12 protein-coding genes and 1 pseudogene are annotated in these 15728 nt (G+C 67.3%); 5 read left to right on the plus strand and 8 right to left on the minus strand.

All coding sequences use genetic code 11. From position 1 onward, the window contains the following. Window positions 1–247: 247 nt before the first annotated feature. On the minus strand, window positions 248–1363 hold the full coding sequence (locus HEP73_RS04665) for an HDOD domain-containing protein (RefSeq protein WP_185822308.1): 1116 nt from the start codon (window positions 1361–1363) through the stop codon (window positions 248–250). Between the two features lie 161 nt (window positions 1364–1524). Beyond that, entirely contained in the window at window positions 1525–2058 is a 534-nt protein-coding gene (gene ppa / locus HEP73_RS04670) for an inorganic diphosphatase (protein ID WP_179567039.1), read from the minus strand. A gap of 195 nt (window positions 2059–2253) precedes the next feature. Here ppa and HEP73_RS04675 point away from each other — a divergent pair, with 195 nt between their 5' ends. Continuing rightward, the gene (locus HEP73_RS04675; RefSeq protein WP_185822309.1) at window positions 2254–2742 is read left to right on the plus strand and encodes a hypothetical protein; all 489 of its coding nucleotides are present in this window, start codon (window positions 2254–2256) and stop codon (window positions 2740–2742) included. A gap of 59 nt (window positions 2743–2801) precedes the next feature. On the opposite strand, the gene HEP73_RS04680 is transcribed toward HEP73_RS04675, so the two are convergent. Next, complete coding sequence (locus HEP73_RS04680; RefSeq protein WP_185815341.1) at window positions 2802–4829, minus strand: sodium-translocating pyrophosphatase; 2028 nt, start codon at window positions 4827–4829, stop codon at window positions 2802–2804. 257 nt (window positions 4830–5086) lie between these two features. On the opposite strand from HEP73_RS04680, the gene HEP73_RS04685 reads away from it, so the two are divergent. Further along, on the plus strand, window positions 5087–5626 hold the full coding sequence (locus HEP73_RS04685; protein ID WP_255423669.1) for a hypothetical protein: 540 nt from the start codon (window positions 5087–5089) through the stop codon (window positions 5624–5626). A gap of 280 nt (window positions 5627–5906) precedes the next feature. Here the strand turns inward: HEP73_RS04685 and HEP73_RS04690 are convergent, their stop codons facing one another. The 4 genes and pseudogenes from HEP73_RS04690 to HEP73_RS04700 all read right to left on the minus strand — a co-directional run bounded on the left by HEP73_RS04690 (window position 5907) and on the right by HEP73_RS04700 (window position 9478). After that, window positions 5907–6134: a DUF6434 domain-containing protein gene (locus HEP73_RS04690; RefSeq protein ID WP_185822310.1), complete on the minus strand. Its 228-nt coding sequence runs from the start codon at window positions 6132–6134 to the stop codon at window positions 5907–5909. A gap of 613 nt (window positions 6135–6747) precedes the next feature. After that, window positions 6748–6902: pseudogene (locus HEP73_RS22570) on the minus strand (IS5/IS1182 family transposase); the annotation flags it as partial. Between the two features lie 251 nt (window positions 6903–7153). Next, complete coding sequence (locus HEP73_RS04695) at window positions 7154–7954, minus strand: hypothetical protein (protein WP_185822311.1); 801 nt, start codon at window positions 7952–7954, stop codon at window positions 7154–7156. A 264-nt stretch (window positions 7955–8218) separates the two neighbouring features. Next, a complete protein-coding gene (locus HEP73_RS04700; RefSeq protein ID WP_185822312.1) occupies window positions 8219–9478 on the minus strand; it encodes a 6-phosphofructokinase in 1260 nt (419 codons plus the stop codon). Between the two features lie 145 nt (window positions 9479–9623). On the opposite strand from HEP73_RS04700, the gene HEP73_RS04705 reads away from it, so the two are divergent. The 3 genes from HEP73_RS04705 (at window position 9624) to HEP73_RS04715 (ending at window position 13379) form a co-directional block, all read left to right on the plus strand. Beyond that, window positions 9624–10187, plus strand: coding sequence for an adenylate kinase (locus HEP73_RS04705; RefSeq protein ID WP_185815346.1), 564 nt, complete (start codon window positions 9624–9626; stop codon window positions 10185–10187). 1100 nt (window positions 10188–11287) lie between these two features. Next, window positions 11288–12769 carry a UDP-N-acetylmuramate:L-alanyl-gamma-D-glutamyl-meso-diaminopimelate ligase gene (mpl, locus tag HEP73_RS04710; protein ID WP_185822313.1) on the plus strand — a complete coding sequence of 494 codons (1482 nt, stop codon included), beginning with the start codon at window positions 11288–11290 and terminating at the stop codon, window positions 12767–12769. A gap of 28 nt (window positions 12770–12797) precedes the next feature. Further along, window positions 12798–13379, plus strand: a complete 582-nt coding sequence (locus tag HEP73_RS04715; protein ID WP_185822314.1) for an LON peptidase substrate-binding domain-containing protein — start codon at window positions 12798–12800, stop codon at window positions 13377–13379. Between the two features lie 302 nt (window positions 13380–13681). Here HEP73_RS04715 and HEP73_RS04720 read toward each other — a convergent pair whose 3' ends face one another. After that, a complete protein-coding gene (locus HEP73_RS04720; RefSeq protein ID WP_185822315.1) occupies window positions 13682–15697 on the minus strand; it encodes a bifunctional DedA family/phosphatase PAP2 family protein in 2016 nt (671 codons plus the stop codon). Window positions 15698–15728: the final 31 nt, after the last annotated feature.

Consider the following 15728-nt stretch of genomic DNA (forward strand, 5'->3'; position numbering starts at 1 on the left):
CTGCGGCGAACGGTCATGGCGGCAGTGTCGGACACGAGGGGGAGCGAAGACAGCGAAGCTGAGCCGATGTGTCTACTTGGATGGCCTATGCCGATGACGCATCGCCGGAATTGCCGGCAAGTCGTCGGCGTCAGCGCCACGTGCGGCACTGCTCATTCCTTTCGATACGATGCGCGATGGGGCCGGCTCTCACGTGAGAGCCGCTTTCCCATCAACTTCCCGCGCCGCGAGGGCAGCGCGGCCGCGGCTAGGCCGAGGTCAGCCCCATCAGGTTGTCCGCCTGTTCGCGCCAGGTCGGCAGCTTGTTCAGCGTGCCGGTCTTGGCCAGGTAGTCCTCATCGATCTCCGAGCCGCTGGCCAGCGCCATCGCCACGTGCACCGCGCCGGTGACCCAGAAGCTGCGGGTACTGGAACGCTGCGGCTCGCGGTGGAACGCCACCGCTTCGATGATCGGCATCGGCAGGCCCCACAGGCCGAGCAGGTAGGCGCCCGCCTCGGCATGACCGGGACGTTCGTCGTCGCCTTCGACGGCAGGCTCGCGCTCGTTGCGGATGCCCGGCAGCAGCAGGCCGATGTCGGCCAGCAGCGCGGCGGTCGCGCCCAGTTCGGCGCTGGAGGACGGCAGCATCTTCGACGCCAGCTTCGACGCCAGCAGCGAGCGCTGCTGCAGCGCGTTGCGTTCGGCATTGGACAGCGCCTGCACCGAGAACACTTCGCTGGCCAGGACCAGGTCGCGCAAGGTGGCGATGCCCAGCCGCGTCACCGCGGTGCGCAGGTCGGAAATCGTGCGGCCGTTGGAGAAGTACGCCGAATTGCACAGCTGCAGCACCTTGGCCGCGATCGCCGGATCGGCCGAGACCAGCTTGGCCAGGTCGGCGGCGTTGCTGCCGTCGTCCTGTTCCAGCGCATGCATCAGACTCAGGTACAGATGCGGCGGCGAGGGCAGCTTCTCGATGCGGCCGATGCTGGCGCGCAATCGGGGATCGCCGAGCAGTTCCTGCAGTTCCTCGATGCTGGTGACCGCCTCGAGCAGCATTTCCGGCGACAGCGGCAGCGGCAGGAAACGATGCGCCACGCCAATGATGCGCGCCGGCGGCGCGCGGTTGCTCTGCTCGGCGTCGATCAGCGCGATGCGGATGGTTTCCGGACTCAGCGTGCGGATCTGGCCGAGCAGGGTGGCCGTGGTCAGGTCCGGCAGCGCCGGCGCGGCGATCACCGCATCCAGCTGCACGGTCGCGGCGGCGGCGATGGCGGCATTGCCGTCGGTCACGGTCTGGACCTGCCAGTCCTCGCCCAATTCGCGGATGTATGCGGTGACTTCGGCCGGCAGGCTCGCCTCGTCGCCGACGAACAGGATACGCAAGAGACTACCCCCCAAGAGGGGCCGGTTCACGCTCGACCGGCCCGGACATTCGTTCAGCAATGTACTCTAAACCCCGGAATACGGCAGCGTCCGTATTCGTAAAACGTGAAGCGAGTCAGCCACGGCGGCGATCCCCCCCGCCGCGGCGTCGGTTCGTCAGGTCAGGCGCCGGCCTTGTAGCGCTCGACCGCGTCCAGCAGGATCTGCTTGGCCTCGGCGGCGTTGCCCCAGCCGTCCAGCTTGACCCACTTGCCCTTCTCCAGATCCTTGTAGTGCTCGAAGAAGTGGCCGATGCGCTCCATCCAGTGGCCCGACACCTGGGCGATGTCCTCGATGTGGCCGTAGCCCTCGAACACCTTGGCCACCGGCACCGCCAGGATCTTCTCGTCGCTGCCGGCCTCGTCGCTCATCTTGAGCACGCCGACCGGGCGACAACGCACCACGCAGCCGGGCACCAGCGGCAGCGGCAGCACCACCAGCACGTCGGCCGGGTCGCCGTCGCCGCACAGGGTGTTGGGCACGTAGCCGTAGTTGCAGGGATAGCGCATCGGCGTGGACAGGATGCGGTCGACGAAGATCGCGCCGCTGGCCTTGTCCACTTCGTACTTGACCGGCTCCGAATCCTTGGGGATTTCGATGACGACGTTGATTTCTTCCGGGAGATTCTTGCCGGAGGTGACCAGTTCCAGACCCATGCGCTAGCTCCAGTGGAGTGGCTTCAAAGAGGCCTGCATTCTAGTCGGTTGGCTGTTGCAATGCAGCGTGGGCGGCTAAGCCTATTCCTACAAGGCTTTCGGACTCCGTACCGCTGCGCATGGGCAGGTTTCCGATGGTGCCTGGCCGCCTGTGGCGCGACGCTATGTCCACAGTCCAACCAAAGGAGCAAGACGATGAAAGGAATCCGGTATTCGATGGGCCCACTGCTGGCGGTCGTGTTGCTGGCCTGTGGCGCATCGCAGGCGCAGGCGCAGCAGCAGGTTTACGTGGATGCGGTTGACTATCCCATCGCGGGCGCGGGCTGGGAGGCGTTCGACGACCTGGAGCGGCGTCTGGCCGAGGACTTCGACCAGAGTTGCGGCGACACCTTCTGCGAGGGCGAGTACAGCGACTACCAGCCGCTGCGCTACCGCTGCTCGGTACGCCAGCGCGACGGGGCGATCGGGCAGTGCGTGTGGACCTTCGGTGCCAGCGAGGCCAGCATCGACCCGGCCACCGGCCAGGTGCAGGTGGATGCGAAGCTGTGGCAGTGCCCGACGCCGTTGCTGCCGCAGACCCGGCTGGTGGCGCTGTACCAGGCGCTGGCCGGCGAGCACCCGTTGTTCGCGCCGCTGCCGCACAGCCAGCGCAGCGTCAACGACGGCTTGATCGATTGCCTGTAGTCGCGCTGCGTGCGGCCCGGCGCCGGCGGATCGCCAGCGCCGGTGCCGGGTGCGTGCCGCTACAGCAGCGGCACCATCAGCAGGGCGACGATGTTGATGATCTTGATCAGCGGATTGATCGCCGGGCCGGCGGTGTCCTTGTACGGATCGCCGACGGTGTCGCCGGTGACCGCTGCCTTGTGCGCCTCGCTACCCTTGCCACCGAAGTGGCCGTCCTCAATGTACTTCTTGGCGTTGTCCCAGGCGCCGCCGCCAGTGGTCATCGAGATCGCCACGAACAGTCCGGTGACGATGGTGCCGATCAGCAGGCCGCCGAGCGCGCGCGGGCCGAGCAGCAGTCCGACCACCACCGGCACCGCCACCGGCAGCAGCGACGGCACGATCATTTCGCGGATCGCCGAACGGGTCAGCATGTCCACCGCGCGGTCGTACTGCGGCTTGCCGGTGCCTTCCATGATGCCGGGGATCTCGCGGAACTGGCGCCGCACCTCCTCGACCACGGCGCCGGCGGCGCGGCCCACCGCCTCCATCGCCATCGCGCCGAAAAGGTACGGGATCAGGCCGCCGAGCAGCAAGCCGATGATCACCGTGTGGTCGGACAGGTCGAAGGCGAAGGTTTCGCCCGGATGCGCGGCACGCAGGTTGTGCGTGTAGTCGGCGAACAGCACCAGGGCAGCCAGCGCAGCCGAACCGATCGCATAGCCCTTGGTCACCGCTTTGGTGGTGTTGCCGACCGCGTCCAGCGGGTCGGTCACCGCGCGCACTTCCGGCGGCAGCTCGGCCATCTCGGCGATGCCGCCGGCGTTGTCGGTGATCGGCCCGTAGGCGTCCAGCGCGACGATCATGCCGGCCATCGACAGCATCGCCGTGGCGGCGATGGCGATGCCGTACAGGCCCGACAGCGCGAACGCGCCCCAGATCGCCGCGCACACCGCGATCACCGGCAGCGCGGTCGATTTCATCGAGATGCCGAGCCCGGCGATGATGTTGGTGCCGTGGCCGGTGGTCGAGGCCTGCGCCACATGCTGCACCGGCTTGTACTGGGTGCCGGTGTAGTACTCGGTGATCCACACGATCAAGCCGGTCAGCACCAGGCCGATCAACGCGCAGCCGTACAGCTTGGTCGCGCCGGCGGCGGTATCGCCCATCAGCTGCTGGGTCACCGGCCAGAACGCCGCCGCCGCCAGCAGCGCGGACACGATCACGCCTTTATACAGCGCGCCCATGATCGAGCCGCCGGGACGCACGCGCACGAAGAAGGTGCCGACGATCGAGGCGACGATCGACACCCCGCCGAGCACCAGCGGATACAGCACCGCGTTGCGCCCCGCCTCGGCCGCCATCAGCCCGCCGAGTAGCATGGTGGCGATGACGGTGACCGCGTAGGTCTCGAACAGGTCCGCGGCCATGCCGGCGCAGTCGCCGACGTTGTCGCCGACGTTGTCGGCGATCACCGCCGGGTTGCGCGGATCGTCCTCGGGGATGCCGGCCTCGACCTTGCCGACCAGGTCCGCGCCGACGTCGGCGCCCTTGGTGAAGATGCCGCCGCCCAGGCGCGCGAAGATCGAGATCAACGAACTGCCGAAGGCCAGGCCGACCAGCGCGTGCAGGCTTTCCTCGACGCTGCGTCCCAGCCATTGCAGCACGCCGTAGTAGCCGGCCACGCCGATCAGGCCCAGCCCGACCACCAGCATGCCGGTGATCGCGCCGCCGCGGAACGCCACGTCCATCGCCGGACCCAGCCCGCGCCGCGCCGCCTCGGCAGTGCGCACGTTGGCGCGCACCGACAGGTTCATGCCGATGTAGCCGGCCACGCCCGACAGCACCGCGCCGATCGCGAAGCCGCCGGCGGTGTACCAGCTCAGGAAGAACCCGACCAGTAGCAACAGCGCCACGCCGGCGATGGCGATGGTCTGGTATTGGCGGTTGAGGTAGGCGCGGGCGCCTTCCTGGATCGCATCGGCGATCTGCCGCATGCGTTCGTTGCCGGCGGGCTGCGCCAGGATCCAGCGTGTGGACACGATGCCATAGAGTATTGCCAAGGCCGCGCACGCCAGTGCCACGGTGACCGCATATCGTTCCAGCATGACCCCTCCCAAGGATGTGGATGACGCCCAAGCGGTGGGACGTACAACGGGATCACACCGAAAGGAGTCTGAGGCATGCAACGACTCCGCGGCCGCAATGCGCCGGTGGTGCGTATCGCAATGTTCGACCTGGCTTGAACCGGGCCGAGTATGCGCCCGGGTCCTGTCCATCGCCAGCGGCGGGCGCCTGCGCGGTCTTGGCGCCGCGTTCAGTCGGCACGTGGCAGCGTTGCGCATCGCTTCCAAGGAGCAAGCCCATGCAATCGACCATCCCGGCGCGGCTGCGCGCACTCGCTTCGACCTTGGCGCTGGGCCTGTGCGCCTGCGCGCCGCTGGCGGCGCTGGCCGCCGATCCGGTCCCGGAGCTGCAGCGCCAGCCCGGTACCGCGCAGGCGGTGGGCGTGGTGCACACGATCCGGCAGATCCCCGAAGCCTGTGTGCGCTTCGAAGGCGTCTACACCGGCGATGCGGCGCAGCCCTACAAGTTTTCCGCGGTGCGCAGCAGCCCCACCTGCCAGCCGCGCGCCAAGCTGGTGGAGTTCGACCAGGCCAAGCCCAGCGAGGCGGCCGGGTGGAAGTTCAACGATGTGATCCGCGTGCCCAGCGCCGCCTGTCCGTCGCAGCAGGCGGTGGTGCGGGTGTGGCGCAAGCCGGTGGCGACCAAGGCGGATCTCGACGGCCAGGGCCAGTCGCGGATTTATTTGGAAGAGGCGAAGAAGCAGGCGGCAGCCGGCGCGATCGCGCAGGTGCCGCAATTCGCCGCGCAGATGACGCTGGAAGGCAAGGCTTGCCGCTGAGCCGGTGCGCGTAAGCGCATTCCTTGCGGAATGCAGCCGCTGCGCGACTGTTCGTGCAGCGGAGCCGATGTGTTGCATGGACATCGCGCGGCCGGGCACGTTTCCTGTCTGACGCGATGCGCTTGCATGCTCGCGCCGTTCGCCGTTCGCCGTTCGCCATCCGCGCTCAGCCCGGCCAGCGGCTGCCTGAAATGCATTTTTTCTCAGCCGCGAACGCGCGTTGCCGTGCGCCGCCGCCAGTTTTTAATCGAACGTATAGGCCACGCGTACCTGCTCAGCGTTATCGCGCTAGCGACAGTCCTGCCCGCCGCCGGCGCAGCCATTCGTCGGCAACGTCGCCCATGTTCTTGGGCGCGCCGTCCTTGATCCATGCCATGAAGGCGCGATCGAACTTGAACCCGGCTCCGCACGCACCGGCCAGGAACCGACGCACGGCCTGCGTATTGCGGTAGGTCTCGTCCACCGGCGTTGTGCGGGTGATCGGACCGTTGTGCCAATCGACATCCATTCTGGTTCCTTGTCGCCGGTTTGTAGCGCGGATGCCGGTTGGCATGCGGCAGCGTAGCCGAATCGTCGCTGCGAACCTGTTACAGCGCTTGGCCGCGTGAAGCCATAACCGATTCTGCCGTTACAAGAGATGGCGACACCAATGCCTGGTGTCGCTCGCGCATGTGCGCAATGCGCGCAGAATCTGTCCATGGTGGGCAGGGCAAGCCATGCACCGGCTTGACTGTCGCAACGCCATTGCCGACGATGTTCGCTGGCGACTGCGCACGCCCAGCCTGATTCGGTCAGCTCAGCGCTCCGCGCGCTGCGCCGCACGGCGCAGCGGCATGGAGGGGGTAACAAGTCGGTTCGGAAGAATCCGTTTCAGCGAACGACGGCCGCAACGGCTGCTGGTGGTTCGCCGCTGGCCGCAATCTGATCGCTCTGAGCCATGAACGCAAAAGCGTGATCCAGTGCATCGGCCAGCGCAAGTTGTAGCCGGCGACGCTGAGCACGGCGTTGCAGCCATTGCCCTGCGCGCCCTGAGCTGACAGCGGTCCAGCCGGTGCTCCTGCTTCAGATGCCCGATCATCGCTTCCACCAGCCTGCTGGCACTTGATACAGCGCCATTGACCAGGCAGCTTCGCCGACAGCGCCTGTTCCAAAGCCGACCAAGACATCGCTGCGGTCAGCCGGGCGAGCGGATGACGCAGGTCGATCTTGTTCTCCAGATGGGAACGGAACAGGCCCTCGGCAGATGGTCATCAGCGGCAGGACGACGGTTGCGCATGCTCGGAAAGTGCAAGAAAACCACAGGTGGCCTAGCGAAAACTGGCAAGACCGGCACGCCTGCTGACGCTTCCAATGCTTGGTCTATAAGGCACGGAGCAGGTGCTCGCTGACTGAGGGTAAAAAAAATCCGATGCCAAATTCATGGCATCGGATTTTCGGAGAAATACCGGAAGGATTTAAATTTCCAAGCAAAAATCAAGCGGGCGCCAGGATGTTTTCGTCCAGAAGAAGGGCCTTTTCTATATGCGATCAGTTGCCGCGGCAGTCACGTAGCCACAGGGCTTTTCCGAGTTGATCGTAATCTTCGACGACGCCGGTCAGTGTTGCTTTTTCTCCCGGGCGCAGCGCGAGCGCATAGGCTGCCTGATTCGCGGCGAACGAACAGATAATGGCAACCTTGTTGTAGGTTTCATCTTCTGGAGTAAAGACGTCGAATCCAACGTTGTACTTGCCGCCGCTTTTGAGCACGCCTGAGCTATTGATCTTGCCGGTAATGCGGTAGACCTTGTCTTTGTATCGCGCCTCAATCGTTGCGGGGCCTTCTTTGGCCTGATTGCGCAACATAAATCCGAACTTGTCCGCGCTGATTTCGACAGGGGCGGCGTCCACTGTCTTCTTAGCAAACTTCTCGCCTTCGGTGCCAGGCTTGACTTGGTTGAGTAGCTTGCACATCTCGTTGCGGACGCTGTCAGAGGATGCCAGGGCGCCCTTGTTGAGCTTGACCAACATCCCAACCTTGCCTTCGCCATTTTCGACGCTGGCCGAGATGATCATCGGAATTGGCTTGTGCGACAATGTCTCAGGTTCTTCGATCAACATGGCACCCGCATCGGCGTCTTCGCTGAGGATGTCCATATTTGCCTGCTTGGCAATTACGTGCATCTGGCCGATTGCGCTTTTCACAGTCAGATTGGGCAGGCTGACCGAGGTCGAATAGCTGGTGCCGATGAAAGGATTGCCCTTCTTCTCGAAATTTGCTTCGCAGGTTGCGGCGAAGGCCGGTGCCGCGGTGAGGAGGAGTAGCGCTGAGACTATATATTGACTCTTCATCAATAACTTCCTTGATAGACGAATTGGCTATTTGCAATTAACGGAGTGGGCAATGTCGGGGCGATTTAAATTTTTGCGTGCGTTGCGTTTTTTGTGTGGCGACTATCGCTGCGTTATTATCAGGACGTTGTCAGCTGTTTTTTTGGAAGGGCGGGTTCTGCTTCAGTACGCGCGCGCACCGAGATGCCGTCCCTGCCACCTTCCGGCTAGGTATGCTCATCCCGATCGCAGCCGGAATATTTTATCACGGCGCGCCCGGCCCAATTACCCCTCCCAGGCCGGCAGCTTCTTCTTCACCGCCACATTCTTCAGCGCCACGTACTTCGGCAGGCCGTCGCTGCGGTCGTAGGGCGGATAGGCTTCGCCGCGGATCAGCGGCTGCAGGTAGCGCCGCGCCTTCTCGGTGATGCCGAACCCGTCCTTGCGCAGGAACGCCGGCGGCATCTTCTTCTCGTGGTTGGCGATCTTGCTCAGCGGCGCGGCTTCGATCTTCCAGCGGTACGGCGCATCGCTGCTGCGCACGATCACCGGCATCACCGCGTTCATGCCCTTCAGCGCGAACTGCACCGCCGCCTTGCCGGCCGCCTGCGCCTGCTCCCAGTCGGTCTTGGAGGCGATGTGGCGGGCCGAGCGCTGCAGGTAGTCGGGCAGGGTCCAGTGCACCTTGTAGCCGAGTTCGGCCTTGACCTTGCCGGCTAGGTACGAGGCCACGCCGCCGAGCTGGCTGTGGCCGAACGCGTCGGTGCCGCCGCCGGCATCGGCGACGAAGCGCCCGTCGGCGGTCTGGATGCCTTCGCTGGCCACGACCACGCACCAGCCGACCTTGTCCACCACCTTGCGCACCTGCGCCAGGAACGCGGCTTCGTCGTAGGCGCGTTCGGGGAACAGGATGATCTGCGGCGCGTCGTCGGGCGACTGCGCGGCCAGTCCGGCCGCGGCGGCCAGCCAGCCGGCGTGGCGGCCCATCGCTTCGTAGACAAAAACCTTGGTCGAGGTCTCGGCCATCGCCGCCACGTCCAACGCCGCCTCGCGCACCGACACCGCGGTGTACTTGGCGGCCGAGCCGAAGCCGGGGCAGTTGTCGGTGACCGCCAGGTCGTTGTCGATGGTCTTGGGCACGCCGATGCAGTGCAGCGGATAGCCGAAGGCGTCGGCCAGCTGCGACACCTTCCACGCCGTGTCGGCCGAATCGTTGCCGCCGTTGTAGAGGAAATAGCGCACGTCGTGCGCCTGCAGCACCTGCAGCAGGCGCTCGTACTTGGCGCGGTCGGCCTCCAGCGACTTGAGCTTGTAGCGGCACGAGCCGAACGCGCCACCGGGCGTATGCGCTAGCGCGCGGATCGCCGCGGCCGACTCTTTGGAAGTGTCGATCAGCTCCTCGCGCAGCGCGCCGAGGATGCCGTTGCGCGCGGCCAGGACCTTGACCTTGCGTGCGCGCGCCTCGCCGATCACGGCGGCGGCGCTGGCGTTGATGACGGCGGTGACGCCGCCGGACTGGGCATACAGCAAGGTGCCTTGGGCCATGGTCGGGACTCGCTCCTGGGGTGGGGACATTGCCGGGACATTGCCCGGATGCGTTAAGCTGGGGGCCTTGCGGTACAGCGCAGGCGTGGCCCCCGAGTCTAACGCCGCCGGCCGCGCACGGTAATTTCCTCGAGGAGTCAGGTTGATGCGATTGGTTCTGTTGGGACCGCCCGGATCGGGCAAGGGCACGCAGGCGAGCCGCCTGAAGGACAAGCTGCAGATCCCGCACATTTCCACCGGCGATCTGCTGCGCGCCGAAGTCGCCGCCGGTACCCCGCTGGGCGTGCAGGCCAAGGAAGTGATGGCGCGCGGCGACCTGGTTTCCGACGACATCCTGCTCGGCATGCTCGAATCGCGCCTCGGCCGCGACGACGTCGCCAACGGTTTCATCCTCGACGGCTATCCGCGCAACCTGGCCCAGGCCTCGGCGCTGGACGAACTGCTGGCCAAGATCGGCCAGCCGCTGGACGCGGTGGTGCAGCTGGACGTGGCCACCGAATTGCTGGTCGAGCGCATCGCCGGCCGCGCCAAGGCCGAAGGCCGCGAAGACGACAACCCCGAGTCGGTGCGCAAGCGCCTGCAGGTGTACAACGATTCGACCGCGCCGGTGATCGGTTTCTACGATAAGCGCGGCACCCTGGCGCGCGTGGACGGCGTCGGCTCGCTGGACGAAGTGCTGGCGCGCATCCTGGCATCGATCGGCCGCTGAGACGGCCCTGCGTCGAGCGGCCGCCTTGCTGCGGCGCTCGACGCGCCTGATGGTCGTGGCCTCGCCCCATTCGCGGCGCTTCTTAGCAGGCCTGAGTCCGTCGTGCTCGCTTCACTGTAGGGGGGCTTCAGCTCCGACGGTTTCCGAAGTCCCAGGGGACTTGCGGCCTACTCGCTGGGTGCACTGTGGGGAGGGACTTCAGTCCCGACGCATCGCGCCGCCGGAAAGTGCGCCGCTTCGCTCGTCGCGGCTGAAGCCGCTCCTACAGGACTTGCGGCAAGCTAACTGGGTGCACTGTGGGAGGGACTTCAGTCCCGACGCAATTGCGCCGCCGGAACGCGTGCGCTTCGCTCGTCGGGGCTGAAGCCGCTCCTGCAGGGACTTGCGGCAAGCTAACTGGGCGCACTGTGGGAGGAACTTCAGTCCCGACGCATCGCGCCGGCGGAAAGCACGCCGCTTCGCTCGTCGCGGCTGAAGCCGCTCCTACAGGGACTTGCGGCAAGCTGACCGGGTGCACTGTAGGAGGGGCTTCAGCCCCGACAGGCTGTGTCCGAAGTCTGCGCCTCACACTTCGCTTGTCGCGGTCGCAACCGCTCCTGCACGGGATAGGACGTAAGGCTCGCGTGTACGGGGTGCGCGCAGGGTTCAAGCCCGCCAGGCGTCGACCCAACTCCGGCTGCCGCGCGTCCGCGCCACGTGGTTGGCGAGCCGCTTTCTGCGCAAGATCCAACCGCATCCGCCGTCAACAGTGGCACGGCAAATCCATGCCTCCCGCCACGCGTGGGCGCGGGCGGGAGGCCGGAACCGTTAGGTGCCAGCGAACGGGCTTGCTCAGGGCCCCACAACATGAGCTCCCTTGGGGATGGCCTCTTGGGGAGTAGGACCGTAGGGGGGTGCGGCTGGCTCGTTCATTTTCGATGTTGGCTCCCGACTTGCCTATCGGGAGCTTTCTTCAGGGGGTGTGGGGGATTTCCTACTTGACGTCGTTGCCATTTCGAGGGCAGAGCGCGGGTCGCTCACCCTTCGGCCGCGCCGCGCCGGAGGCCGGCAGCCGCGTCGTGCCGGTTTGCGCGCGTCGGGGGATCGGCGACAATCGCGGCATGAGCAAGATCCATATTCTCGGCATCGCCGGTACGTTCATGGGCGGTGTCGCCGCGCTGGCGCGCGAACTCGGCGATGAGGTCGAAGGCAGCGACCAGGCGATCTATCCGCCGATGTCCACGCAGCTGGAGCACCTGGGCATCGCGCTGAAGCAGGGTTACCTGCCCGAGCACATCGGCGCCGACTGCGCGCAGGTGATCGTCGGCAATGCGCTGTCGCGCGGCAATGCCGCGGTCGAGGCGGTGCTGGATTCCGGCCGCGCCTACACCTCCGGCGCGCAGTGGCTGAGCGAGCGGGTGCTGCCCGGGCGCGACACGCTGGCGGTGGCTGGCACCCACGGCAAAACCACCACGACCAGCATCCTGACCTGGCTGCTGCAGGCGGCCGGCCGCGAGCCGGGGTTCCTGATCGGCGGCGTGGCCGAGGATTTCGGCGTGTCCGCACGTTTGGGCGGCAGGGCGTCGCCGGCCGGCGGTGCGCATCGCGATCCGGGCGCAGAGACCGTCGCTGCGCGCGAGCACGCCGCGGTCGCCACCGGCGCGCATGCGCGCGTCGGCGAAACCGCCGCCGCGGAAGCGCGGCCGCTGTTCGTGGTCGAGGCCGACGAATACGACACCGCGTTCTTCGACAAGCGCAGCAAGTTCGTGCACTACCGGCCGCTGGTGGCGATCCTCAACAACCTCGAATACGACCACGCCGACATCTTCCCCGACGTCGCCGCGATCCAGCGCCAGTTCCACCATCTGGTGCGCACCGTGCCGCGGCGCGGGCGGCTGATCGTCAACGGCGAGGACGCGCATCTGCGCGAGGTGCTGGCGATGGGCTGCTGGACGCCGGTGGAACGCTTCGGCTTCGATCTGGCGTTCGAATGGAGCGCGCGCCCGATTGCCGCCGACGGCAGCCATTTCGCTGTCTTGCACGATGGCCAGGAACTGGGCGAAGTGCGCTGGCCGCTGCTCGGCCGCCACAACGTGATGAACGCGCTGGCGGCGCTGGCCGCGGCGCATGCGGTCGGCGTGGCGCCGGCGCAGGTGATGCCGGCGCTGGCGCAGTTCCGCAGCGTCAAGCGGCGCCTGGAAGTGCTCGGCCAGGCGCAGGGCATCACCGTCTACGACGATTTCGCGCATCACCCCACCGCGATCCGCACCACCCTGGAAGGGTTGCGCGCGAAAGTGGGCGCGGCGCGCATCGTGGTGGCGATGGAGCCGCGCAGCAATTCGATGCGGCTGGGCGCGCATGCCGAGGCGCTGGCGCCGGCGCTGGACGCGGCCGATGCGGTGGTGTTCCTGCAACGGCCGGAACTGGCCTGGGACGCCGGCAAGGTGATCGCCGCGGTACGCGGCCAGGCCTGGGCCGCCGCGGACGTGGACGCGCTGCTGGCGGTGCTGCAGGCGCAGGCGCGCGCCGGCGACCATGTGGTGTTCATGTCCAACGGTGGCTTCGACGGCGCGCCACGGCGCTTCCTGGCGGCGCTGCAATGAGCGTCATGCCGTGCGCCGGAGCGCCCGCATGAGCGAGGAGCGCGGCACACTGGCGCTGTTCCCGTTGCATGCGGTGCTGCTGCCGGGTGCGTCGATCAAGCTGCGCGTGTTCGAACGCCGCTACCTGGACATGGTGCGCGACTGCGGTCGCAGCGGCAGCGGTTTTGGCGTGTGCCTGATTCTGGAGGGTGCCGAGACCGGCGTCCCGGCGGTGCCGGCGGCGTACGGCACCGAGGCGCGCATCGTCGATTTCGATGTCGGCGCCGACGGCGTGCTGGTGCTGAGTCTACGCGGCGAACGTCGCTTCCACGTGCTGCGCAGCCGGGTCCGCGACAACGGCCTGGTGGTCGGCGACGTGCACTGGCGCGAGCCGGATGAGGACGACGAGTTGCGGCCGCAGCACGCGCTGTTGTCGACGGTGCTGGACAGCATTCTGGACCAGGCCGCCGACGTATATCCGGTGGTCGGTCCGCGCCTGCTCGACCAGGCCGCCTGGGTCGGCTGGCGCCTGGCCGAACTGTTGCCGCTGGACGAGCGCCAGCGCCTGGCGCTGCTGCAGGAAGACGATCCGCACGAGCGGCTGGAGCAGTTGCTCGGCTGGATTCCCTGAGCGCCGGGTGGGATTCGCAGCGGGTGTCGGCGTGGATGCGTGGCGAATGGCCATGCGTCTGCTGGACGCGGATGCTCCAGGCATGATCGAGCGTTTGTAGGAGCGGCTTCAGCCGCGACCTGAGCCATCAGCGACGGGGCATCGTTCCGCAGCATGGCGCCAGACTGGTTGGCGCGATACGAGGTAGCCATGAACCATCGGTCGCGCCAGGTTTTGCCGGCAATGTCTGTTGCGACCGACGTCACTCCTCCATTGCTCCGCTACACGCTCCGCTGGCGCTAAACAGCTGAAGTGGGCCTGCGTTATTGGGCCTCGGCCGGCGCCTCGCCCTCGCTGCGCACCAGCAATACCGGTACATCCGATGGGCGATGCATGTCCTTGCGCGTGGGCAGCGCGTGCAGCGCGTCGGTGACGGCGTTGAGTGCGGGATCGGCGCCGCGCAGCGGGCGCCATAGGCCGATCAGGTTGAAGTGGCGTTCGTAGCGCAGGCTCTGCGCGCTGCCCAGCCACAGCGGCACGTTGCCCGGTTGCAGCCGCGCCGGGGCCGGCCACAGGCGCAAGGCATAGAGTTCGCCGGGGCGCGGGCCGCGGCGCAGCATCAGCAGCGATTCCACTCGGGTGTCCAGCGTCGCCGGCAGCACCGGGACGCGTTCGGCCTGGGTCTTGTAGTCGAGCAACTGCAGCGCCTGCTGCCAGCCGGCCTGCGGCTGCACGCGCCAGCCGGCGGCTTCGAGCTGGCGCTGCAGCGGCGCCAGCGGTCCGGCCACCTGCAGGTCCAGCGGCCAGCGCTGGTCGTCGTCGAACTCGTTGCGCCGCGACGGCAGCAGCCGCCACTCGTCCTGCCACCACGCGCTGGCGGTCAGGTCCATCAGCACCGGCGGCGGCGGCTCGAACTTGGCCAGCTTGCGTTCCAGATCGCGCGGCGCGTACCACAGCGCCGCGGCCACGAAGCCGCCATAGAACAGCCAGGCCAGCGGCTTCATCCAGAACGCACGGTTGAAGCGGCGGCGGTAGGCGATGCCCAGGACCAGCAGCCAGAAGATGCCGAACAGCATGCCGCCGACCACGTCGCTGAGCCAATGCGCGCCCAGGTACAGGCGGGCGAAGCCGATCAGGGTCACCACCACGCCCGACAGCAGGTATGGCCACACCCGCGAGCGCCCGGGCAGTTCGCGCGCGATCAGCACGGCGAAGAAGCCGAAGCTGATCGTGGCCATGGTCACCGCCACCGAGGGAAAGCCGAAGCCGCTGCTGGCCGCCGGCGGGCGCACCACGTGCACGGTGGTGCCGAGCAGCTTGGTCAGGGCCAGGCCGAAGGCCAGTGCCGCCAGCCAGTGCGCCGCGGCCATCCAGCGCTGGCGCCAGATCAGGTAGACCAGGCCCAGCGTGGTGGCCGGCACCAATACCTGCCAGTCGCCGAGCGAGGCCAGCGCGGTCATCGGGTAGTCGGCCAGCGGATTGCGCAGCGCCAGCATCAGGTCGTGCACCGCCAGGTCCAGCCGCAGCGGCTCGCCGTGGCCGACCACCACCATCAGCAGCGCGAACCAGCCCCAGCCCAGCGCCAGCAGCATCACCGCCAGCATCGCCAGCGGCACCGACTCGCGCCGTTGCGGGTCGAACACCGCGATCGAGTAGCGGCCCAGCACCGGGTGCCGGCGCGACCAGTCCAGGCCGCGCGCCAGCAGCGCATCCATGTGCCCGGCCGACCAGCGATAGCCGTACAGCACGATCGCCCAGACCAGGCCCAGCGCCAGCACCAGCAGGCCCAGCACCAGGAACAGGCGTCCGGCAACCGCGGCCACCGCGTCGTAGGCCTGGCCGAGTAGCCAGCCCGGCCCCAGGAACAGCAGCGCCCAGGTTACCGCGGCGACGCCGCTGGCGACGAAGTAGCGGCGCAGCGGCATCTTCATCATGCCCGCCACGGCCGGCACGAACGGGCGGATCGCGCCGACGTAGCGCGCCACCAGGATGCTCTTGAAGGCATTGCGGCGGAACATGGCCTCGCCGCGGTCCAGCAGCTGCGGATAGCGCCGGAACGGCCAGTAGTTGCGCAACTGGTGGCCCCAGCGATGGCCGACCCAGTAGCTGAGCGCGTCGCCAGCCAGCGCGCCGAGGGCGGCGCTGACCACGGCGTACGGGCCGGAGATCTGGCCCAGCCCGATCAGCACGCCGATCGCGAACAGCAGCGGCAGCGCCGGCACGATGGTGCCCAGCACGATGACCGCGTCGCAGAACGCGATGCCGAAGATGACCGCGCCGGCCAGGAGGGGATGTGCTGCGACCCACTCCAGCGTGGCGTCGATCCAGGATGAATTCATGGGAAGGATTATAGGTGGGCAAGGATGGCGA

This window comes from Xanthomonas sp. GW, from assembly GCF_014236815.1.
Classification (GTDB): Bacteria; Pseudomonadota; Gammaproteobacteria; order Xanthomonadales; family Xanthomonadaceae; genus Xanthomonas_A.